Here is a 20,689-nt window from a genome sequence, read left to right as displayed (position 1 = left end):
GCAGGCTTCTTTCCGTCGAAAAATCTCTTTGGTCAAACGCAATGACGCGTCGTTCATTCTTGATTCTCCAGGGCACGGCATCGCCGTTTTTCCGTCGGCTCGGGGCGGCGCTGCAGGCACGCGGCCATGCCGTGCAACGCGTCAACTTCTGCGGCGGCGATCTGCTCTATGCGGGCGATACGCCGTCATGGAACTACACGGGCACGCCCGAGGCGTTGCCGGCGTGGTATCGCGACGTATTGAGCGAAGGCGGCTTCAGCGACGTCATCCTGTTCGGCGATTGCCGCGAGATTCACCGGCATGTGCATCCGTTGTGCCGCACGCATGGCGTGACCGCGAACGTGTTCGAGGAAGGTTACGTTCGGCCTTTCTGGCTGACGCTCGAGCGCGTCGGCGTGAATGCCCGCTCCACCTTGCCATGCGATCCGTCGTGGTATCTCGACCGGCGCGCGAGCACGCCGCGCGTGGCGGCCGCCGCGCCGACCGGCTATAACGTCGCCGAGCGGGCGCTTCACGACATCCGTTACCGGGCGGCGAACACCGCCTTCAAGTGGCGCTTTCCGCACTACCGCACGCATCGGCCGAGGAACGGTTTCGCGGAGTACGCGGGGCTGGCTTCGCGGGTGCTCGCCCAGCGGCGCTTCGACAGCGAAGCCCGAGCCGTGACCGCCGAATTGCGGACCTGCGCGGACGGCTATTACTTTTTCCCGCTGCAACTGGACGCCGACTCGCAGATCGTCGTGCACTCGCCGTTCGACGGCGTGCACGAGACCATCCGGAAAGTGCTGACTTCGTTCGCGGATAACGCCCCGGCCCGCTCGCTGATCGCGCTGAAAAATCATCCGCTGGACACCGGACTCACCGATCACCGGCAGTTCACGATGAATCTCGCGCGTACGCTCGGGATCGCGGAGCGCGTGCGTTTCATCGACGGCGGCCATCTGCCGACGCTGCTCGGGCACGCGCGCGGCGTCGTCGTCGTCAACAGCACGGTGGGCATGTCCGCGCTGCATCACCGCCGTCCGCTCATTGCGCTCGGCACCGCCGTCTATTCGATGCCCGGCCTGACGTGGCAAGGCGATCTCGATGCCTTCTGGCTGCACGGCGAGGCGCCCGACGTCACGCTTTACGAGGCGTTTCTCGATTACGTCGTGCACCACACCCAGATCAACGGCGACTTCTACATCAAAACCGGAATCGCGATGGCGACGGCCGGCGCAGTCGAGCGCCTGGAGGCGCGCGAGCATGGCTAGCGCGGCGTATCGCGTGATCGTCGTGACCGGGGCGAGCGCGGGTCTGGGCGCGGCCCTGGCGCACGAATACGCCGCGCCGGATGTCGTCCTCGGGCTCATCGGACGCGACCGCGCGCGCCTCGCAGCCTGCGCCCGCCGATGCCGCGCGCGCGGCGCGCAGGTGCTCACGGGCGCGCTGGACGTGCGCGATGCGCACGCCATGAATGCATGGCTCACCGGCTTCGATGCCGCGCATCCCATCGATCTGCTGATCGCGAATGCGGGCGTGGCGAGCACGGTCGCTTCGTCGAGCGACTGGGAAGATCTCGTGCGCACGGGCACGGTCGTCGACACCAACTTCTACGGCGCGCTGCATGCCGTGCTGCCCGTCGCCGAGCGCATGCGCGAACGCGGCCGCGGACACATCGCGCTCGTCAGTTCGCTCGCGGCCCTGCGCGGCATGGCGATCTCGCCTGCCTACTGTGCAAGCAAGGCCGCGCTCAAGGCGTACGGCGACTCCGTGCGCCCGCTGCTCGCGCGCGCTGGCGTCAAGCTCACGGTCGTGTTGCCGGGCTTCGTCCAGACCGCGATGAGCGATGTCTTTCCCGGCGACAAACCCTTCATCTGGTCATCGCAGAAGGCCGCGCGATACATCCGCCGCAAGCTGTCGGCGCGACGCTCCGAGATCGCGTTTCCGGCGGGCCTCTCGCTCGGCATGCGCTTCCTCGCGCTTTTACCGCATGCACTGGCCGACGTGATCCTGCAACGCTTGTCGCTGATGCCGCGCGAGGCGCGCGAATGAGCGGCGCGACGGCCGCGATGCTGGCCGCGCTCGCCGCGTCGGCCGGCGCGCTGATCCCCGATGCGATCGCGAAGCCGCGCGCATCGTTGCGGCGCAGCGGGTGCGCGTTCGCGCTGCATGTATCGGTGTGTGCGTTCGTCTGCTTTTGCATGCTGGCCGCATCGGGTCGCCTGTTCTTCTCGATGGGCGTGACCGTGCTGCTGGCCGGCGCGCTCGCCGTCATCAGCAATGCCAAATACGAGTCGCTGCGCGAGCCGTTCCTTTTCACCGATCTGAGCCTCTTCAGCCAGTTGTTCGCGCACCCGCGCCTTTATCTGCCGTTTCTCACGCCGGGCAAGATCGTCGCGCTCGCGCTGGGCGCCGTGTCGTTCGCCGCCGCCTGGCTCGCCGAGGCGCCGCTCGCGCCGCGTCCCATTGCAAGCGCGCTGCTGCTCGCCTGCCTGTGCCTGATTTCGTGCTGCCTGCTCGGCGCGCGCCTGCCGCTTTCCTTGTCGCCGGTGGAAGATCAGCGGCGCCACGGTTTTCTCGTGGTGTTCGTCGCTTATCTCGTGAACGGTCTGCGTCCGGCGACCGTTCGCGCGCTGCAACGCGCGCTCGCGGCCGGTCCGTTCGCCGCGGCGCGCACGACGCAAACGCATCCCGATGTGATCGTCATCCAGAGCGAGTCGTTCTTCGACGCGCGCGTGCTCCATCCGTCGATTCGCACGACCTTGCTCGCGCATTTCGACCGCGCATGCGAGGAAGCCGCGCTGCACGGCGAGCTCGACGTGCCCGCGTGGGGCGCGAACACCATGCGCTCGGAGTTCGCCGTGCTGAGCGGTCTGGATCAGACGCGTCTCGGCTATGCGCGCTTCTATCCGTATGCGTTTCTGCGGCGCGCGAGCGCCTCGCTGGTGTCGTGGTTCGCGCGCTCGGGGTATCGGACGCTCGCGATTCATCCGTATCACGCGGACTTTTTCGGGCGCGATCGCGCGTATCGTCATCTGGGCTTCGATCGCTTCATGGATATCGAGGCGTTCGCGCATGCGCGGCGCGCAGGCGCCTATGTATCCGATGAAGCCGTGACCGACGCGATCATCGGCGCGCTCGACGATCACGGCGCGCCCGCATTCATCTTCGCCGTGACCATGGAAAACCACGGCCCGCTGCATCTGGAGCGCGTGACGCCCGGCGAAAGCGCGGCATTCCACGGACTCGGCGACGAAAGCGATGCACGCGCGCTGACGGCCTATCTGCGCCATCTGGTTCACGCCGACGCGATGCTCGGCCGCCTGCTCGGGTATCTGCGCGCGCGCAAGCGTGAGACGGTCGTGTGCTTCTACGGCGATCACGTGCCCGCGATGCCGCGCGTCTATCGGCTCGTCGGCTGCGAGCCCGGCACGAGCCGGTTCCTTGTCTGGAGAAATTTCGGCACGCGATCCGGCGCAACGAAGCATCTGCGCGCCGACGAATTGGGCCTGGCCGTGATCGATGCGATGAGCGGCGGGCACGCCAGAGAACGAACGACGCGCAAAGCGCCGGCTGAGGAAGTACAAGAACATGAATGAAAAGATTGCGATCGTTGGAATGGCTTGCCGTTTTCCCGGCGGCGTGACGAACCCCGACGAATTCTGGGAACTGCTGCGTAACGAAACGGACGCCGTCACCGAGATTCCGGCCGGGCGTTTCGGCACGGATTTCTATCGGCATCCGAACAAGCGCGAGCCGGGCAGAAGCTATACGTTCGCCGCGGGCGTGCTCGACGACGTCGCCGGCTTCGACGCGAACTTCTTCGGCATCTCGCCGCGCGAAGCCGCGCAGATGGACCCGCAGCAGCGTCTCTTGCTGGAGCTCGCGTGGGAAGCGTTCGAGGACGCCGGCATGCCGCCGCGCGCGCAGCGCGGCACGCGCTGCGGCGTGTATGTGGGCGTCGCGAGCCCCGACTACGGCAATCGCTCGATGGACGATCTCAGCGCGATCGATCCGTATTCGGCGACGGGCAACACGCTCAGCATCGCGTCGAACCGGCTCTCGTATTGGTTCGATTTACGCGGGCCGAGCATGTCGATCGACACGGCGTGCTCGTCGTCGCTCGTCGCGTTGCATCAGGCGGTGCGCGCGCTCGAATCGGGCGAGGCCGACACCGCGATCGCGGGCGGCGTCAATCTGCTGCTGCATCCGTTCGGCTTCGTGGCGTTCTCGAAAGCGTCGATGCTGTCGCCGCGCGGCCGCTGCCGTGCCTTCGACGCCACCGCCGACGGCTACGTGCGCGCCGAAGGCGGCGCGGTCGTCGTGCTCAAGACGCTCGCTCGGGCGCTCGCCGATGGCGACACGATCCACGCCGTCATCGCGGGCACGGGCGTGAACTCGGACGGCTTCTCGCAAGGCGGCATCAGCGTGCCGGGCGCGGCGGCGCAAGCGGACCTCTTGCGCACGGTGTAAGCGCGCGCGGGCGTCGATCCGCACGACGTCGATTACATGGAAGCGCACGGCACCGGCACGGCGGTCGGCGATCCGATCGAGACGCGCACGCTGATCGAAGTCGCGAGCGCGGGGCGCGATGCGAAGCGGCCGCTGCTGATCGGTTCGGCCAAGACGAATATCGGTCACCTCGAAACGGCGTCGGGCATGGCGGGCCTGTTCAAGGCGATTCTGTGCCTCCGGCATCGGGCCGCGCCGCGTTCGCTGCACTTCGAAACGCCGAATCCGAATATCGATTTCGAAGGCGGACGGCTGCGCGTCGTGGAGCAGTTCACGCCGCTCGGTCATGGCGATGAGCCGCTCGTCGTCGGCGTCAGCTCGTTCGGCTTCGGCGGCACGAATGCGCACGTCGTGCTGACGAGCCGCCCGGCCATCGCGGATGACGCACCGCTCGAATCGCCCGATGACGACGCGCTCTATCCGCTCCTGATCTCGGCGCGCTCGCGCGATGCGCTCGCGGCGCTCGCCGGAGGATATCTCGCGCGCCTGGAAGCGGGCGCCGCGTGGAACGCGCTGGCCGCTGCGGCGGCGCATCGGCGGCAATGGCTCGAAGAGCGCGCGGTCATCGCGCCCGCGTCGCTCGACGAAGCACGCGAAGCGCTGCACGCGCTCGCATCGCCCGATTTAACGACGTTGCCGCCGGCCGTCGCGACCGGGCAGGCCGTCGCGGACGAAGCGCGCGCCGCGCTCGTGTTTTCGGGCAACGGTTCGCAATGGGCCGGCATGGGCAAACGCCTGCTCGAAGAGAGCGCCGCGTTTCGCGCGGCCATCGCCGAGGTGGACGCGCTCTGGACGGCGGACGGCAGCGCATCGCTGCTTGCGATGCTCGAAGCCGGCGTCGATGCACCGACGATCGCCGCGACCGAGCACGCGCAGCCGCTCCTTTTCGCGATGCAGGTCGGCGTGGTGAAGGCGCTCGTCGCGCGGGGCATCGAATATCACGCGTGCACCGGTCACAGCGTCGGCGAAGTGGCGGCGGCGTGGGCCGCGGGCGCGTTGCCGCTGGCGGATGCCGTGAAGGTCATCAAGATCCGCAGCCGCGCCCAGGCGCTCACGCGCGGCAGCGGCCGCATGTGCGCGGCGGGCATCGGCGAGGGCGCGGCGCACGAACTGATCGCGCAGCTCGGCTTGCGGGACGAGGTCGAAATCGCGAGCGTCAACAGCCCGGACGCGGTGACGCTCGCCGGGTCGTTCGCGGGCCTCACGGCGCTTGCCGCGACGCTCGAGCAAAGCGGCCGCTTCGTGCGCATGCTCGATCTCGACTACGCGTTCCACAGCAGGCACATGGACCCGATCGAGCCGATAATCCGCGATTCGCTCGCGGACCTTCATCCCGCATCCGGACACGGCCTGTTCGTCTCGACCGTGACGGGCGGCGCGCTCGACGGCCACGCGCTCGACGCCGCCTACTGGTGGCGCAATATCCGCCAGCCGGTGCGTTTTCGCGAGGCCATCGCCTGCATCGCGGATGAGGGCGTGCGCGTGTTCATCGAAGTCGGGCCGCATTCGATTCTGCGCCGCTATATCAAGGCGTCGCTGGCGGCGTTGAACGTCGCGGGCGTCGCGCTGCCCACGCTCGAGCGTCACCACGATACCGCCGCGATGCTCGCCCACGCGGCGTTTTCGGCGGTCGCGCACGGCGCGCGCATGGCACGCGAGCGCTTCGTGCCGCGCGGCGCGCTGGTTCGCGATGTGAGTCTGCCCGCGTATCCGTGGCAGCGCGAGCGCCACTGGAGTGCGCCTACGGCCGAGGGCTACGGGCTCGTCGATCGCCGCCGCGAGCATCCGCTGCTCGGATACCGGCTGAGCGAGCACGCGTTCGCGTGGGAGAACCAGATCGATCCGGCGCGCATTGCGTATCTCGCGGATCACGTCGTCGATGGCGGCGTGACGTTCCCGGGCGCGGGCTTCCTGGAGATGGCGCTGGCGGCGGGCCGCGCGTTCTTCGGCACGCCGTCTTGCGCGCTCGAAAACTTCGAGATCGGTCTGCCGGTCGTTTTTCATGGCGCGCAGTCGAAGACCTTCCGACTGATCGTCGATAGCCGCACGGGCGCGTTCACGATCGAAACGCGCGACCGGCTGAGCGCCGAGGCGTGGTCGCTCAACGTGACCGGCCGGCTGCTCGCGAGCGGCACGACGCTCACGCCCGAACGCCGCGCGCCGACGGGTGCCTTCGACGCGCTGCTGCGGCAACCGGCGCAGCCCGGCGCGCTGCTGTATGCGAACGCGGAAGCGATCGGTCTTTCGTACGGACCGGCGTTTCGCTGGGTGCGCGAGGTGCGCATCGCCGAACGCATGGCGCTCGCCGAACTCGCCCGGCCGGACGCGTTGAACGCGGACGCGCTCGCGCACTATCTGTTGCATCCGGCGCTGACCGACAGCGGTTTTCATCCGCTCTTCGCGCTGCTCGCGCGCGAGGCCGGCGCCGCGCGCGCCGCTTATGTGCCGGTGCAGATCGGCCGCGCGGACTTCGTGAGCGGCGACATCGCGCGCGTGCTCGTGACGGTCGAGCGCTTCAGCCCGCATTCGGTGGTGGCGACGTTCGAGTTCATCGGCGCGAACGGCGGCATTGCCGCGCGTCTGTCCGCTTGCCGCTTCCGCCGCGTCGATCTGGCGGGGCGGCGGAAGGCGGCTGCGCCGCGCTATGTCTTTCGTCTCGAACAGCGGCCGATGCGCGGCGCATTCGATGCATCGTCGATTCCGGCACCGGCGGCGCTCGTCGAATCCGCCACGGTGCAGCTTGCGGCGCGTGCCGGCGACGACCGTCGCGCGATGCATCTGACCGAGATTCTGCCGCTGCTGGACGTGCTCGCGAGCTGCCATGCGTTGCACGCGCTGGACGCGATCGGCGCGTTCGATGCGCCGTTCCCGCCCGAATGCGCGCAGCCGGCGCTCGTCGAGCGGCTGGCCGCGATGCTCATCGAAGACGGGCTGGCGACGCGCGAAGGCGTTCGTCTCGTGCGTGACGCGAACGCCTGCGCGGCGCTGCCCTCGACGCAAGAACTCTGGTCGAGCCTGCTCGCGCAGTCGCCCGCGCACGTGGCCGAGCTGGCGCTGCTGGGCGATTACGGCGCCGCGCTGCCCGCGTTGCTCAAGGGCGAAATCGACGCCCGCGCGCTGATGACGCCGACCAGCGAAAGCCTGATCGAACATCTGTTCGAGTCGTCGCCGACGTGGGGACATGCGCGCGCGCTCATCGCCGGGTGCGTGGCGCAGGCGTCGTCCGCGTGGCGCGAGCCGCGCCGTTTGCGCGTGCTGGAAATCGGCCGTCTGGATATCGAGGTTTCTCGCCCGCTGCCGTCGATGCCGACGCCCGCGCGCTGCGATCACGCGCTCGCGTGCAGCGCCGCGCAGCAGGCCGCGCTCGCGGCGCAAGCGGCGTCGGGCGCGCGCATGCTCACCGTCGACGATGCGAACGGCTTCGTTCTGCCCGATGACGAAGCGCCGTTCGATGTCCTGATTCTCGACCGCTTCCTCTCGACGCGCCGCGACGCGCCGCACGTGCTGAAGACGCTGCGCGAGCGGCTCGCGCCCGATGCGCTCGTGCTCGTCGGCGAAACGCGCGCGAGCCGCTTCGCCGATATCGTGCTGGCGCAGCGCACCGACGACGCGCCCGCGCGCCTCGCGCCGGGCGAGGTGAGCGCGCTGCTGGAGCAGGCGGGTTTCGAGCAGGTCGTGCATGTGCGGGAACGGCAACTCGATCTCGAAGGCATGCCCACGCTGATGCTCGCGCGTGCCGGGCGGCAGGCGCATGTGTCGTCGCAGGCCGCGCCCGTCGATGCATCCGCGCCGACGTGGCTGATCGCATATGCCGACGCCTGCACCGGCTCCGTCAACGCACTGCGCGCGGCGCTGCATGCTGCCGGCGCCCGTGTGGAGGCGCTGGCCTTGTCCGCCGTGCGCGACGTGTTGTCCGCGACGCCGGATGCGGCGCCCTTGCGCATCGTGTACGTCGCGCCGGAAGCGGGGCCGTCCGTCGATGGCAAGGCCGCGCTCGCCGCGCAGGAGCACACGTCGATTGCGCTGGCGCGGCTCGTGCGCGACCTGGCCGCGCATCGCGGGCCCGCGCAACTGACGGTCGTGACGCGCGGCGGCGCGCCCTTCGCGGTGCCCGGCATCCACGCCGCCGCGCTGCGTCCGGAACAGGCCACGCTGTGGGGACTGTGCCGCGTGCTCGCCAACGAGCATCCGGAACTCGGCTGCCGTCTGGTGGACGTATCGCCCGAATGCCGTGACGCGGACGCGCTGCTCGCTGGCGAACTCCTCGATCACGATGGCGAAGAGGAAGTCGTGCTGGGCCCGCTCGGCCGTTACGTGCCCCGCATGCTCGATGCCGACGACCACGCGCGACTCGATGCGGCGGATGAGATGCCCGCGGCGCTGGGCTTCGGGCATCCCGGCTCGCTGCGCAATCTGCAATGGCTCGCGCTCGCCGACGCCGCGCTCGCCGCCGACGAAGTCGAGATCGAACCGGTCGCCACCGGCCTCAACTTCCGCGACGTGATGTACGTGATGGGCCTGCTCTCGGACGAAGCCGTCGAGGCGGGTTTCGCGGGCGCGAGCATCGGCATGGAACTGTCGGGCCGCATCGTGCGCGTGGGCCGCGACGTCACCGCGTTCGCTCCGGGCGACGCCGTGCTCGGTTTCGCGCCCGCGTCGTTCGCCACGCGCGTGCGCACGACGAGCACGGCTATCGGCCACAAGCCGGCCGCCCTCACGTTCGAGGAAGCCGCGACCATTCCGACCGCGTTCTTCACCGTGTTTTACGCGCTGGTCGAACTCGCGCGCGTGCGCCGGGGCGAGCGCGTGCTGATCCACGGCGGCGCGGGCGGCGTCGGCACTGCGGCGATCCAGCTCGCGCGCCATCTCGGCGCCGAAGTGTTCGCGACCGCGGGCAGCCGCGAAAAGCGCGAGTTCGTGCGTCTGCTCGGTGCGGATCACGTGCTGGATTCGCGCAGCCTGGCCTTCGCCGACGACGTGCTGGCACTGACCGGCAAAGCGGGCGTCGATGTCGTGCTGAACTCGCTCGCCGGCGAAGCGATGGTGCGCGGCATCGACACGCTGCGTCCGTTCGGGCGCTTCCTCGAACTCGGCAAGCGCGATTTCTACGAAAACAGCAAGATCGGGCTGCGTCCGTTCCGCAACAACATCAGCTACTTCGGCATCGACGCAGATCAGTTGATGAAGGTCATGCCGGATCTCGCGCGGCGTCTCTTCGACGAAATGCTCGCGCTGTTCGGCGACGGCTCGCTCCATCCGCTGCCGTACCGGACGTTCCCGGCCGCGCGCGCCGAAGATGCGTTCCGCTACATGCAGCAGGCGCGCCAGATCGGCAAGGTGCTCGTGAACTATCCGGCGGGCGTGCCCGCGCCCGCGCGTTCGCACGAACCCGATGCGCCGCTTCGTTTCGATGCCGACGCCGCCTGGCTCCTCATCGGCGGCACGGGCGGACTCGGCTTCGCGACCGCGCGCTGGCTGGTCGCGCATGGCGTGCGGCATCTCACGCTGGCGAGCCGTCGCGGCGCGCTCGACGAAGCCATGCGCGAGGAGGCCGGCCAATGGCGCGACGCGTTCGGCGCGCACGTGCATGTCGCGTCGTGCGACACGACCGACGCCGCCGCGCTGCGCGCGCTGGTGGCGCAGATCGACGCGCGCGGCGTGCCGTTGCGCGGCGTGCTGCATTCGGCCATGCATATCGACGACGGCCTGCTGCGCAATCTCGACGACGAACGCTTCGCCGCCGTGCTCGCGCCCAAGCTGGCGGGCGCATGGAACCTGCACAAAGAGACGATCCATCACGCTCTCGATTACTTCATCGTCTATTCGTCGGCGACGACCGCGCTCGGCAACCCTGGCCAGTCCAGCTATGTCGCCGCGAACACGTATCTCGAAGCACTCGTGCAGTGGCGGCGCGCGGCGGGCTTGCCGGGCGTCGCCATGGCGTGGGGGCCGCTCGTCGACGTGGGCTTTCTCGCGCGCAACGACAGGACGCGCGAAGCACTGCAATCGCGTATCGGCGGCGCGGCGATTTCATCGGACGAGGCGCTCGCGATGCTCGGCGAGACCTTGCGCGAAGGCAGCGCGGGCAGCGCGGTCGTGCGGCTCGACTGGCAGGCTCTGGCGCGCGGCATGCCCGCGGCGGGCGCGCGCCGTTACGCGCCGATGCGTCTGCGCGGTGCGGCCGAACCCGTGGGCGAGGGCGGCCGGGCCTTGCGGGCGCAGATTCTCGCGCTGCCGCGGGATGAAGCCGCCGCGCTCGTCGAAGAGACCTTGCGTGTGCAGATCGCGCGCATTCTGCATCTGTCGGCGGAGCGCGTGCAGGTGGAAAGCTCCGTGCTCGACATGGGCATGGACTCGCTGATGGGCATGGAACTCGGCATGGCGATCGAGGAGATTTTCGACGTGAAGCTGTCCGTCATGGCGATCGCCGACGGCGCGACGGTGCGCTCGCTCGGCGCGCGCATTCTCGAATCGATCGAATCGAGCCTCGGCGATGCCGCGGCCGCGCCCGACACGACGCAGGAGACGCTCGGCTACCTCGCGAAGAAGCACGCGGTCGATGTCGGCGCCAGGAACGTCGACGCGAAAGCCAACGCGCACGCAGCCCCGGCGGATCCCTCCGATGTCTCCGACGCCACGGAGCTGCTGGAATGACGCCGCTCGCCGGATGGAGCACGCGGCAAGGAACACTCGCGCGCACGCTCGAGATGCAGGGACACGGCCTGCATACCGGGCGGCGCGTGCGCGTGCGCATCTTGCCCGCGACCGGCGATCCGGGATCGGCGGATGCGCGCGGCATCGTGTTTCGCCGTATCGATCTGGAAGGCGGCGCGGCCGATATTCCGGCGGACCCGGCGCTGCGCCGCGCGCAACCGCTGTGCACGATGCTGCGCGCCAGCGATGCAGCAGGCGTGCGCACTGTCGAGCATGTGCTGGCGGCGCTCGTCATGTGCGAGATCGATCATGCCGTGGTCGAACTCGATGCGGAGGAAGTGCCGATTCTCGATGGCAGCGCCACGCCGTGGATCGACGCGATCCGCGCGTGCGGACGCATCGAGCTGGGCAGCCCGAAGCGCTTCATTCGCGTGCTCGGGCCGGTGAAGGTGGAAGACGGCGCGCGCGGCGCGCGGCGCGAGATGCGTATCGAGCCGGCGGCACGCTACGAAGTGATCGTGCACAACGATCTGAAGGGCTTCGGCGACATGACCTGGAGCGGCGAACTCACGCCCGATGTGTTCGCGCGGGAAATCGCGCCTTCGCGTTCGTATGGCCGCGTGAAGTGGGCGCTGCCGGCGATGCTCGCGGGCTACGTGAAGCGCACGCCGATTCTGCGCGGCGCGCGACTTTCGTGCACGGCGTCGATCGTCGGCAATCGCGTGATCGGCGGCATGCGGCTGCCGGACGAGTTCGTGCGTCATCGCGTGCTGGATCTCGTCGGCGATATGGCGATGGCCGGCGCGCCGCTCCTCGGCCGCGTCAGTGCGCTGCGCCCGAGTCATGAGATGAATCACCGCCTCGTCTCCGCGCTGATGGCCGATCGCCGCGCGTGGGAATGGGCGGAGTGCGCGGCCTGAGCGCCGCGCGAGAACAGAGGACGGTGCAGCATGGGATTGCAAGGCCAGATCCGGCAGCAGCTTGCCGCCGCCGCGTTGAAGCGGCAACTCGAACGCGTATCGAAAGAAGCCGGCGAGGGCGCGCGACAGCCGGGCCGCGCGGGAGACGGCGGCGAGTGGAACGCGCGCGCGGGCTTCGAAGCCATGCCGCTTTATCAGCAGGTCGATCTGATACGGCGCGCGGGCGACGCGTTGCAGCTTCGTTCGCCCTTCTTTCGCGTGCATGAAGGCATGGCGGGCGCGACGACGACGATCGAAGGCCGCGAGTACATCAACTATGCCAACTACAACTATCTCGGCATGGCGTCGGACCCGGTCGTCGCCGCGCATGCCAAGGCGGCCATCGACCGCTACGGCACGTCGGCGTCGGCGAGCCGGATGGTGGCGGGCGAGCGTCCGATACAGCGCGAACTGGAGCGCGCGCTCGCGTCGCTCTACGGAACCGACGATTGCGTCGCGTTCGTGAGCGGCCACGCGACCAACGTGACCACGATCGGCGCGTTGTTCAGTCAAGGCGATCTGATCCTTCACGACGCGCTCGCGCACAACAGCATCGTGCAGGGCGCGCAGTCGAGCGGCGCGAAGCGACTGAGTTTTCCGCATAACGACTGGGCCGCGCTCGACGAGATTCTTGCGCGCGCACGCCACGAATACCGGAATGTGCTCGTCGCGATCGAAGGCCTTTACAGCATGGACGGCGACGTGCCGGACCTGGCGCGCTTCGTCGAGCTGCGCCGCCGTCACCGCTTCTTTCTGATGGTCGATGAGGCGCATTCGCTGGGCGTGCTGGGCGCGCGCGGCGCGGGCATTCGCGAGCACGCGGGCGTGAATCACGATGACGTCGATATCTGGATGGGCACGATGAGCAAGACGCTCGCGGGCTGCGGCGGTTTTATCGCCGGATCTCAGCCGCTCGTGGATATCCTGCGGCATTTCGCGCCTGGCTTTCTGTATAGCGTCGGTCTTGCGCCCGCGCTCGCCGCCGGGTCGCTCGCGGCCTTGCAGCAGATGCTCGCCGCGCCTGAGCGCGTCGCAACGCTACGCGCGCGCGGCCAGCAGTTTCTGAACGCGGCGCGCGAGGCGGGCTTCGACACGGGAACGAGCGCGGGATACGCAGTGGTGCCGATCATCGCGGGCAGCTCGCTGAAAGCCGCGCAATGGGCGAACGACCTCTTCGAAGAAGGCATCAACGTGCAGCCGATCTTCTATCCGGCCGTGGAAGAACGCGCGGCCCGTTTGCGCTTTTTCATTTGCAGCACGCATGAACCGGAGCAGATCGACCACACGATCGACACGCTCAAGCGCGTGGCCCGGCGATGATCGTATTGCGCGAAGCGCACGCCGATGTCGAACGAAAGCTTATGGTGAGCGTGCGCGCCGCGCGCCCCGACGATGCGCATCAATGCGCGCCGCTCGTCTTTGCGTCGGGTGAACGCGAGTTTCTATATTTCCTCGGCGTTGCGCGTGAGCGTTGCATTGAGTTTCTCGAAGCGGCGTTTCGCTCGCGAGCAGGGCGCTTTTCGTGGCGGCGGCATCGGGTGGCCATCGATGAATACGGCGCGGTGACCGGTGTGCTCGCGTTGCACGATGGACGCAGCATGCGATGGGACGGCCCGAGTCTGGTCTGGATGCTCGCGCGTCACTTCGGCGCGTGGGGCGCGGCGCATATGCTCGCCAGAGGTCTCTTGCTCGAGACGGAGTTGCCGAAGCCCTCGCACGATCAGATTCTGATGGCGCATTGCGCCGTGGCCGAGCCGATGCGCGGACAGGGCATTTTCACCGCGCTCTTTCGGCATGTCACGACCTCCGACTTGCGGGCGGAAGATGCGGATCGCCGTATTGTGCTCGATGTGCTCGTCGAAAACGAAGCGGCGCGGGCGCTTTACGAACGGCTCGGATTCGTTGCGAACGTTGCCGCGCGCCGCCCGCGATCCAGGCGACTGCCGGCCGAGCTTTATTCGATACGCATGTCGCGCGATTGCCGGCCCGATGAAATCACTGATCCTCGGGAATGACCTGCCACAGCGGTTCCGGCGACACCGCGATCGCTCCAGAGAATGGCCGGTCGTGTGAAAGGATCAACAACATGGCCGTTGCAACACACGCGCAAAACAGCGCGATCGCGATGGCGGACGTCATCCGGTTTTCGCAATGAATCAGCGCGATGGCCAACACGAGGCACGCGGCGAGAAAACTCAGGCATAGCCATTTCACGCCGCTGACTTCGGACCGGCTCACCAGAATGCGCTGACGACGCGCTTCGAGCGCCTGCTCCAGAGACACCGCCACCTGTCGCTGCGCGGTCTGTTGTCCGGGCGTGTTCGCCGGAAGCGAGAGCGCGAACTGCATCGCCTTGTTCAGCGTGGGCGGGCTGATCTTCAGCGTGACGGCGCCTTGCGCCATCGATTTCCATTCGGTCGTCGCCGTGTACTCGATGTATTCGCGGATCAGCTTGCGCAACTGCATCCGCGCGTCTTCCGGAAAGACCGCGGAAAGGACGACCACGGAGCGAAGCGCGCCGGCTTCCGTGTCGACGGCGGCGTTGGCCTGCGCCGTGTCGTTCCAGACCTGCGCGGCAGTGAAGGCGATAAGCAAGCCGAAGATGACGCCGATTGGCGAAAGCAGCCCCGGCGATAGCGCCACGAACGACCGCCGATGCGCGCCGGCGGCAAGCCAGCCGGCGACGAAATGCATTCCCGCGCCCACGATTCCGGCCGCGCCGAACACGACGAGCGTCATCTGCCATAACGGAAGGTCATGCAACCAGGTACTCGTCATCGGGACGCGCTCCGTGGCTGAACGGAACGCACATTTAAGCACAGGTGCGGTTGCTTCAGCGGATGCTCATTCGAACGTGCCCGTGCGTACATCGCCGTCGCGGATGTAGCGCGTGATGAGCACGCCGGCGGGCGTCGGCGTCGAATGCGCCAGCGTGAAGGCGGACACGCTGGCGTCGTCGCTCAACATGCGCTTGCCGCGTCCCAGCATGACGGGATAGATCAGCAGGCAAAGTTCGTCGATAAGACCGGCCGCGAGCAGTTGACGCACCATGTCGCCGCTTCCGAAGGTCAGCAGGTCGGCGCCGTCGTCGTGTTTGAGCGCGCGCACCGCGTCGGCGAGATCGCCTTGCAGCGCGTGACTGTTCTGCCAGTCGAGATCATCGGGCCGATGAGTGGCGACGTGCTTGGCGACACCGTCGAACACGTCGGCAATGGCGCGGCTCGGCGAATCGGGCGGAACGCGCGGCCAGTACGACGCGAAGATGTCGTAAGTGCAGCGCCCGAGCAGCAGATCGAATGGCTGCGCGAGCAGGCTCTGCACGTGCTGGCCTATGGCTTCGTCGGCATAAGGCACGATCCAGCCGCCGAGGCGGAAGTCGCCGCTCGTATCTTCAGTCGGTCCGCCGGGTGCCTGAATGACGCCATCCAGACTGATGAACGCGGAAACGATGAGCTTGCGCATAGACGTTCTCCATGTCGATGAACACGACCGATACCTTTCCACGACGAACCGTGCAGGCCCGCTTTGCCGGGCAGCCGATCAGTGCCCCAGTCCGCTCGCCGCGATCTGCTGCTCGACATATTGCGCGAAAAGCGCGTGCATGCGCGTCGTCGGATGGAGATCGTCGGCGAACATGTAAGTCTGGTCCGCGTTCGACGCGACATACGTCGCCGGTGAGCAGAGCAGCGACGTGTCGCGCGGTGTCTTCGACGGATCGCAGGCCTGCCCCGTGTTCGAGACGGCGAATCCATTGGCCTGATAGTTACCGATGGTCTGCGTCGTCCACGTGTAGGCGTCGATCACGATCACCTTGCCTTGCAGACCGCTGGTTTGCAAAGCGGAGGTCAGCGTCGCATTGAAGAGCTGCGACAGTTGCGTGAAGTTGGCGCCGCCATCGGACGACTGGATGCCATCGGGCGAAAGTCCGATGTTCGGCACGTTGACCACGACGACATGCGCGCCTCCGCTCTGCACGATCTTCGCGACGAGTTGCGCGAGCGTGGTCGCGGCGGTCTGCACGGTCGCGTTCGCGGCGGGCGGACTTCCGGCGCGAAGCACGTCGTTGGCGCCGGCCCAGACGAGCACGAGCTGGCTCGCATTGAAACTGCCGTGCGACGACAGATAGCTCGCGATCTGCTGATTGACGGGCATCTCGACGTCGCCGATCACGTCGGTGAGGAACTGATTTTGATCGGCCGGCGTGGCGACCGTCGAGCCGCCTTGCGCGTAACCCAATCCGCTTTGCGGCTTCAGTTCGTGTCCGAGGTCGATGGTGAACGCCGCGGTGAGCGTGTCGCCGTAATACTGCGCGACGTCCTGCGTCCAGACCTGTCCGGGATTCGTCGTGAAGCGTCCGCCGTTGACCGCGCTCGCGATCGGCGCGTATGTCCCGACGTCCGACAGGCTGTCGCCGAACGCCACGACCTGCAACTTGACGCCGCCCGCAGGCATCGACGAACTGCTTCCGTCCGAGTCGCTTCCACCGCCGCATGCGGCAAGCAGTGCAATCAGCACGGCAGAAATTGCACGGCGCATGCCGTGTGTATTCGGGAAATGGCGCATCGCTCCTCCGTGCCAGCCTTGGCGGGGGCGCGTTTGCCCTCGATGGTGGTCGTCGTTGGCCGCGTGTGAGGTCGCGGTCTCGATCATCGGCAAGCAAGAAAGATGCGCCGTGGCTCGACGGACACCGCGATGGCGTCCTTGCGTCCCGAGCACGAAAGCTTCCCGATTCCGACGCCGCAATGGAAAGACACAGATCCTGTAACGATTCAGGTACAAGGGAACCGGCTCGCACAGGAAGGCGCGAAGCCCAGGTCTGCGACGCGGCGTGTCCCGGCGTCGGCGGATTGCGCTCGAACCGAGCCGTGTCGAATCTCAACCCTTCACCACAGCAGGAAGCAACATGAAGCAGTTTCTTTCTCTCACCGCGTGCGCGCTTTCGGTATCCCTTCTGGCAGCTTGCGGCACCGTGCCCGATCGCGACAAGGAGATCGCCCTCAATCAGCAAGTGGGCATCGAAGTGACGCAAACCGCCGAAGGCGTGCAGGTGCGTCTGCCCGACCGCGTGCTCTTCGACTTCGACAAATCCGGTCTGCGCAGCGATTCCGCACCCGCGATCCAGCGCGCCGCCGTGCTGCTCAAGCGCAGCAAGAAGTCCGTGATCGTCGAAGGGCACACCGACAACACCGGTACGCACGACTACAACCAGGCGCTGTCCCAGGAGCGTGCGCGGGCGGTTGCGGGCGCGCTGGAAGAGCGCGGCATCGCATCGTCGCGCGTCACCACGAAGGGTTTCGCCTATGACCGGCCCGCAGCGAGCAACGACACGCCGGAAGGCCGGGCGAAGAACCGTCGCACGGAAATCGTGGTGATCGGCGAGTCGCTCGACGCGATCATGGGCACGCCGGCAAAGCGGAATTGACGCAAGGCGAGCGCCGGAGATAGCGGGCTGAAACCTGGCCGGCTATCTCCAATAGCCCGCCGCATAATGCCGATACCCCCACCCCGGCCGCCCGCCCCAATACCCGACCGCGACAGACGGCGCATACACCGGGGCGGGCGGTGCGTAATAAGCGACGGGCGGCGCATAAACCGGCACCGGCGCAAAAGGCGCGACCGGAACCACAGGCGCGTACGGCGCGACGGCCACGACGGGCGCGACAGGCACAATCGGCATTCCCACGTTCATCCCGACGAACACATGCGCCTGAGCGCTGCCCACGAGTCCGAGACCCAACACGGTGGCAACCGCGACATAACCGATCTTTTTCATGATCCTTCTCCTGGAAACGCGGTGCGGCGTCATCACGCATCGGTTGAGAAGGATTCTGGACGTCGAGAATGAGCGAAGAATGAGGACGGCGGAGTAACGCGCTTACTCGGTCCCGCAGTCGTTGCAGGTGTTGTCGATGTACTTCGCCGGCTTGCCATGCTCCGGCGGGCTGACCTGCATATACCCGCCGTCGAGAATGTTATGGCGCACGACATTCCCGCTATAGTCCACGCCGCCCTCGCCATTGGATCCGCCCGTGATATTGCCGCCGTTGATCATGCGATTGCATTCGAGGACGTTGCCGCCGGTGTCCTGCGTGGCATCGTTGTTCTCGGGGCCCATGCGGCAGTTGTCGGCGAGATTGTAGGCAATGCGTCCCTTGACCGAACCCACCAGCGCGACGCCGTAAAGCGGGCAGTTGGCGAACGAGTTGAACACCAGAACCGCGCCGGTGCCGCCGCCTTGCCCTTCGGTCTGGAACATCGACTGGCCGTAGAAGTCGCGGAAGCTGTTGCCCGCGAGCGTGAAGTTGTCCACCGCGCCGTTGGTCTGCACCGGGATATCGTAGTGACCGGGATGGTCCCAATCGCGCACGCGCGTCGGGTTCGCGCCCACGAAGTTGCAGCCGACCAGACTGTTCCCCGTCGACGGACCCTCGAAGTTGAACATGTTGCTGTCCGCGCGCACGGTCTTCTTGAGCGTCGCGCCGGGCTCGCACTGGATGTGCCGGTGACTGGCCGTGATGACGACCGTGTGATTGAGCAGATACGTGCCGGCGGGCACGAGCACGTCGCCGGCATCGACCGCCGCCTGGAACGCCTTAGTGTCGTCGGTCTTGCCGTTGCCGGCCGCGCCGAACGCCTTCGGGCTGCGCGGATCGACCAGCCTGGGCGGCGTGAAGGAAGTCTCCGGGCAGCTCGCCGTCGCCGGAACCGGCGAATTCGTGAGGCTCGCGCGATGCGCGCCGCTGTCGCGTTCGTCTCGGAACTGCCGCCACCAGCGCATGAGATTGTGCAACGTAAGGCGATCCAGAATACGGCCATCGTCCCAGGCAGCGGAAACCGTCTGAAAATGCCTCGTCACGCCGGGTGCGTTGATGACAAGCAGGGAAACGACGATCAACATCGCGCCAGCCACGATCGATTTCTTCATTGACATCCCATGCACGCCTTGGTTTTCACGATGACGGGGCCCCGGTAAGCCGTCGCGCAGCCGCAACTCTCGCACGTTATGGTCGTGGACTTCTGCCCGGTAGCGCACAAGGCGGGCGCGCGAATGTCCGCGCAACACCGCATCGGCGCGCGCCGGTGGCGTGGCGAACAGTCCGCCCGCCGCGTTTGATGCACGCTCCCTCGGTGCGCAAGCGGCCAGCCGGTCCTGCGCGGATCGGGTCAATTTGCCGGAGGAAGCGTGCTGACCGCAACAGTGCAATCGCTAAGGGAGCGTCTGCTTGGCGTTCATCAGGATCACAAGCGCATCGCGAGGAGCGCCTTCGTCCTGCTGCTATTCGTGCTCGCCGGGAAGTTCATCGGCGCATCGAAGGAAATGGCGATCGCTTATCGCTACGGCGTCAGCGGCACCGTCGATGCCTATCAGCTCGCGCTCACGCTCGTCACCTGGCTGCCCGCGACGATCACGAACCAGTTGAGCGTGCTGCTCGTTCCCGCGCTCGTCGCGCTCAGAAACGACAAGGCCCGCCAGAACCAGCTTCTCGGCGAACTCGAAGCAGCCGGCCTCGCCATCGGCATCGTGGTTTCGTTGCTGCTCTATTTTTTCTGGCCGCACATGGTGGGCTTTTTCTCGGGAAGCCTCGCCGAATCGACGCGCGAAATGTGCCGCCAGATGGTCGTCGGCATGACGCCGGTCGGCGTGCTGGCTTTCACCATCTGCATTTCGGCGGCGCGGCTGCAGGCTTCGGAAAAGCACATCAACACGCTGCTGGAATGCGTTCCGGCGATCGCGCTGCTCGTGTTCGTGCTGAGCGCGCGCGACAACACGTCGATCACGCCGCTCATCGTGGGCACGACGATCGGCATCGTGATCCAGGCCGCCTGGCTGCGCATCCTCGCGAAGCGCGCCGATGCCGTGCCCGCGCGTCCGCGTCTGTCGCTGCGGGCGAAGGAGTGGCCGGGAATGACGCGCTCGATGGGCATGCTGCTGATCGGCTCGGTGGTCGCGAATCTGTGGCTTCCCGTCGATCAGTATTTCATGGCGCATATGGGCGATGGCGCCATCGCGACGCTCGGCTATGCGAACCGGCTGCTCTCGCTGCTCGTGAGCATGGGCGCGATCGCCATCAGCCGGGCGACGCTGCCGATTCTTTCGGAAATCCTGCATCGCGGCGATCATGCGCGGGCGCGCAGCACGGCGATCAAATGGTCGTTCGTGATGCTGGCCGTGGGTCTGGTCGGCTCCGTGATCGCCTACATGCTCGCGCCGTATGCGATCAAGCTGTTCTTTCAGAAGGGCGCATTCACGAGCGAGGACACGATAGCGGTCACGAGCCTCTTTCGCTTCGGGCTTTCGCAGATACCGTTCTCGTTCGGCATGTGCGTGCTGATCCAGTTGTTCGCGAGCGAAGCACGCTACAAGGCGATCACGGTCATTTCTGTGCTCGGCTTCGCGACGAAGCTGGCCGCCAATGCGGTGCTGATTCGCTTTTTCGGACCGCTGGGCGTGCCGCTCGGCACCGGTGTGGGCGCGGCCAGCGTGCTGGCCTGCTATCTCTTCTGGACCCGCTTCGCGCCGCCTTACGTTGGCACCGGCGAGCGCGGTCATCGCTGAACCGGGAACGTCAGCCGCTTCGCAT

Annotated in this window: 13 protein-coding genes and 1 pseudogene; 9 read left to right on the top strand and 5 right to left on the bottom strand. The window is 67.2% G+C overall.

Annotated elements, in window-relative coordinates; genetic code table 11:
• The first annotated feature begins 41 nt into the window (after positions 1–41).
• From NOV72_RS14170 to NOV72_RS14140, 7 genes and pseudogenes are all read left to right on the top strand, one after another.
• Positions 42–1,253: a capsule biosynthesis protein gene (locus NOV72_RS14170; RefSeq protein ID WP_106855226.1), complete on the top strand. Its 1,212-nt coding sequence runs from the start codon at positions 42–44 to the stop codon at positions 1,251–1,253.
• Positions 1,246–2,034: an SDR family NAD(P)-dependent oxidoreductase gene (locus NOV72_RS14165; RefSeq protein ID WP_106855225.1), complete on the top strand. Its 789-nt coding sequence runs from the start codon at positions 1,246–1,248 to the stop codon at positions 2,032–2,034. Before NOV72_RS14170 ends, NOV72_RS14165 begins: the two co-directional genes overlap by 8 nt.
• On the top strand, positions 2,031–3,581 hold the full coding sequence (locus tag NOV72_RS14160) for an LTA synthase family protein (protein WP_106855224.1): 1,551 nt from the start codon (positions 2,031–2,033) through the stop codon (positions 3,579–3,581). The genes NOV72_RS14165 and NOV72_RS14160 overlap by 4 nt, the downstream gene beginning before the upstream one ends.
• Positions 3,574–11,148, top strand: a pseudogene (locus NOV72_RS14155) (SDR family NAD(P)-dependent oxidoreductase). Before NOV72_RS14160 ends, NOV72_RS14155 begins: the two are co-directional and overlap by 8 nt.
• The gene (locus NOV72_RS14150; protein ID WP_106855223.1) at positions 11,145–12,068 is read left to right on the top strand and encodes a UDP-3-O-acyl N-acetylglycosamine deacetylase; all 924 of its coding nucleotides are present in this window, start codon (positions 11,145–11,147) and stop codon (positions 12,066–12,068) included. Before NOV72_RS14155 ends, NOV72_RS14150 begins: the two are co-directional and overlap by 4 nt.
• Before the next feature lie 30 nt (positions 12,069–12,098).
• Positions 12,099–13,427 carry an aminotransferase class I/II-fold pyridoxal phosphate-dependent enzyme gene (locus NOV72_RS14145; protein ID WP_106855222.1) on the top strand — a complete coding sequence of 443 codons (1,329 nt, stop codon included), beginning with the start codon at positions 12,099–12,101 and terminating at the stop codon, positions 13,425–13,427.
• 41 nt (positions 13,428–13,468) lie between these two features.
• Positions 13,469–14,122 carry a GNAT family N-acetyltransferase gene (locus NOV72_RS14140; protein WP_245933039.1) on the top strand — a complete coding sequence of 218 codons (654 nt, stop codon included), beginning with the start codon at positions 13,469–13,471 and terminating at the stop codon, positions 14,120–14,122.
• On the opposite strand, the gene NOV72_RS14135 is transcribed toward NOV72_RS14140, so the two are convergent.
• The 3 genes from NOV72_RS14135 to NOV72_RS14125 form a co-directional block, all read right to left on the bottom strand.
• Positions 14,103–14,885, bottom strand: a complete 783-nt coding sequence (locus tag NOV72_RS14135) for a bestrophin-like domain (protein ID WP_106855220.1) — start codon at positions 14,883–14,885, stop codon at positions 14,103–14,105. The two genes, NOV72_RS14140 and NOV72_RS14135, sit on opposite strands and share 20 nt — an antisense overlap.
• A 66-nt stretch (positions 14,886–14,951) precedes the next feature.
• On the bottom strand, positions 14,952–15,569 hold the full coding sequence (locus NOV72_RS14130) for a dihydrofolate reductase family protein (protein ID WP_106855219.1): 618 nt from the start codon (positions 15,567–15,569) through the stop codon (positions 14,952–14,954).
• A gap of 78 nt (positions 15,570–15,647) precedes the next feature.
• Positions 15,648–16,670 (bottom strand): SGNH/GDSL hydrolase family protein, encoded by a 1,023-nt coding sequence (locus NOV72_RS14125; RefSeq protein WP_106855218.1) that lies wholly within the window; start codon positions 16,668–16,670, stop codon positions 15,648–15,650.
• Between the two features lie 340 nt (positions 16,671–17,010).
• Between NOV72_RS14125 and NOV72_RS14120 the strand changes: the two genes are divergently transcribed.
• Positions 17,011–17,529 carry an OmpA family protein gene (locus NOV72_RS14120; RefSeq protein ID WP_106855217.1) on the top strand — a complete coding sequence of 173 codons (519 nt, stop codon included), beginning with the start codon at positions 17,011–17,013 and terminating at the stop codon, positions 17,527–17,529.
• A 42-nt stretch (positions 17,530–17,571) separates the two neighbouring features.
• Here NOV72_RS14120 and NOV72_RS32295 read toward each other — a convergent pair whose 3' ends face one another.
• Both NOV72_RS32295 and NOV72_RS14110 read right to left on the bottom strand, forming a co-directional pair.
• Entirely contained in the window at positions 17,572–17,880 is a 309-nt protein-coding gene (locus NOV72_RS32295) for a hypothetical protein (RefSeq protein ID WP_106855216.1), read from the bottom strand.
• 102 nt (positions 17,881–17,982) lie between these two features.
• The gene (locus NOV72_RS14110) at positions 17,983–19,038 is read right to left on the bottom strand and encodes a glycoside hydrolase family 55 protein (RefSeq protein ID WP_245933038.1); all 1,056 of its coding nucleotides are present in this window, start codon (positions 19,036–19,038) and stop codon (positions 17,983–17,985) included.
• A 252-nt stretch (positions 19,039–19,290) separates the two neighbouring features.
• Between NOV72_RS14110 and murJ the strand changes: the two genes are divergently transcribed.
• Positions 19,291–20,664, top strand: a complete 1,374-nt coding sequence (gene murJ / locus NOV72_RS14105) for a murein biosynthesis integral membrane protein MurJ (RefSeq protein ID WP_106855214.1) — start codon at positions 19,291–19,293, stop codon at positions 20,662–20,664.
• Positions 20,665–20,689 lie beyond the last annotated feature (25 nt).

This window comes from Caballeronia novacaledonica (assembly GCF_900258035.1).
Lineage (GTDB): Bacteria > Pseudomonadota > Gammaproteobacteria > Burkholderiales > Burkholderiaceae > Caballeronia > Caballeronia novacaledonica.
Note: the sequence above shows the minus strand (reverse complement) of the source record. Positions and strands in the feature narration are given on the sequence as shown.

What these genes read in the sequence shown, in the direction of transcription:
- NOV72_RS14170 (WP_106855226.1), top strand. Translation starts at nt 42, where the DNA reads ATGACGCGTCGTTCATTCTTGATTCTCCAGGGCACGGCATCGCCGTTT.
- NOV72_RS14165 (WP_106855225.1), top strand. Translation starts at nt 1,246, where the DNA reads ATGGCTAGCGCGGCGTATCGCGTGATCGTCGTGACCGGGGCGAGCGCG.
- NOV72_RS14160 (WP_106855224.1), top strand. Translation starts at nt 2,031, where the DNA reads ATGAGCGGCGCGACGGCCGCGATGCTGGCCGCGCTCGCCGCGTCGGCC.
- NOV72_RS14150 (WP_106855223.1), top strand. Translation starts at nt 11,145, where the DNA reads ATGACGCCGCTCGCCGGATGGAGCACGCGGCAAGGAACACTCGCGCGC.
- NOV72_RS14145 (WP_106855222.1), top strand. Translation starts at nt 12,099, where the DNA reads ATGGGATTGCAAGGCCAGATCCGGCAGCAGCTTGCCGCCGCCGCGTTG.
- NOV72_RS14140 (WP_245933039.1), top strand. Translation starts at nt 13,469, where the DNA reads ATGGTGAGCGTGCGCGCCGCGCGCCCCGACGATGCGCATCAATGCGCG.
- NOV72_RS14135 (WP_106855220.1), bottom strand. Translation starts at nt 14,885, where the DNA reads ATGACGAGTACCTGGTTGCATGACCTTCCGTTATGGCAGATGACGCTC.
- NOV72_RS14130 (WP_106855219.1), bottom strand. Translation starts at nt 15,569, where the DNA reads ATGCGCAAGCTCATCGTTTCCGCGTTCATCAGTCTGGATGGCGTCATT.
- NOV72_RS14125 (WP_106855218.1), bottom strand. Translation starts at nt 16,670, where the DNA reads ATGCGCCATTTCCCGAATACACACGGCATGCGCCGTGCAATTTCTGCC.
- NOV72_RS14120 (WP_106855217.1), top strand. Translation starts at nt 17,011, where the DNA reads ATGAAGCAGTTTCTTTCTCTCACCGCGTGCGCGCTTTCGGTATCCCTT.
- NOV72_RS32295 (WP_106855216.1), bottom strand. Translation starts at nt 17,880, where the DNA reads ATGAAAAAGATCGGTTATGTCGCGGTTGCCACCGTGTTGGGTCTCGGA.
- NOV72_RS14110 (WP_245933038.1), bottom strand. Translation starts at nt 19,038, where the DNA reads ATGTCAATGAAGAAATCGATCGTGGCTGGCGCGATGTTGATCGTCGTT.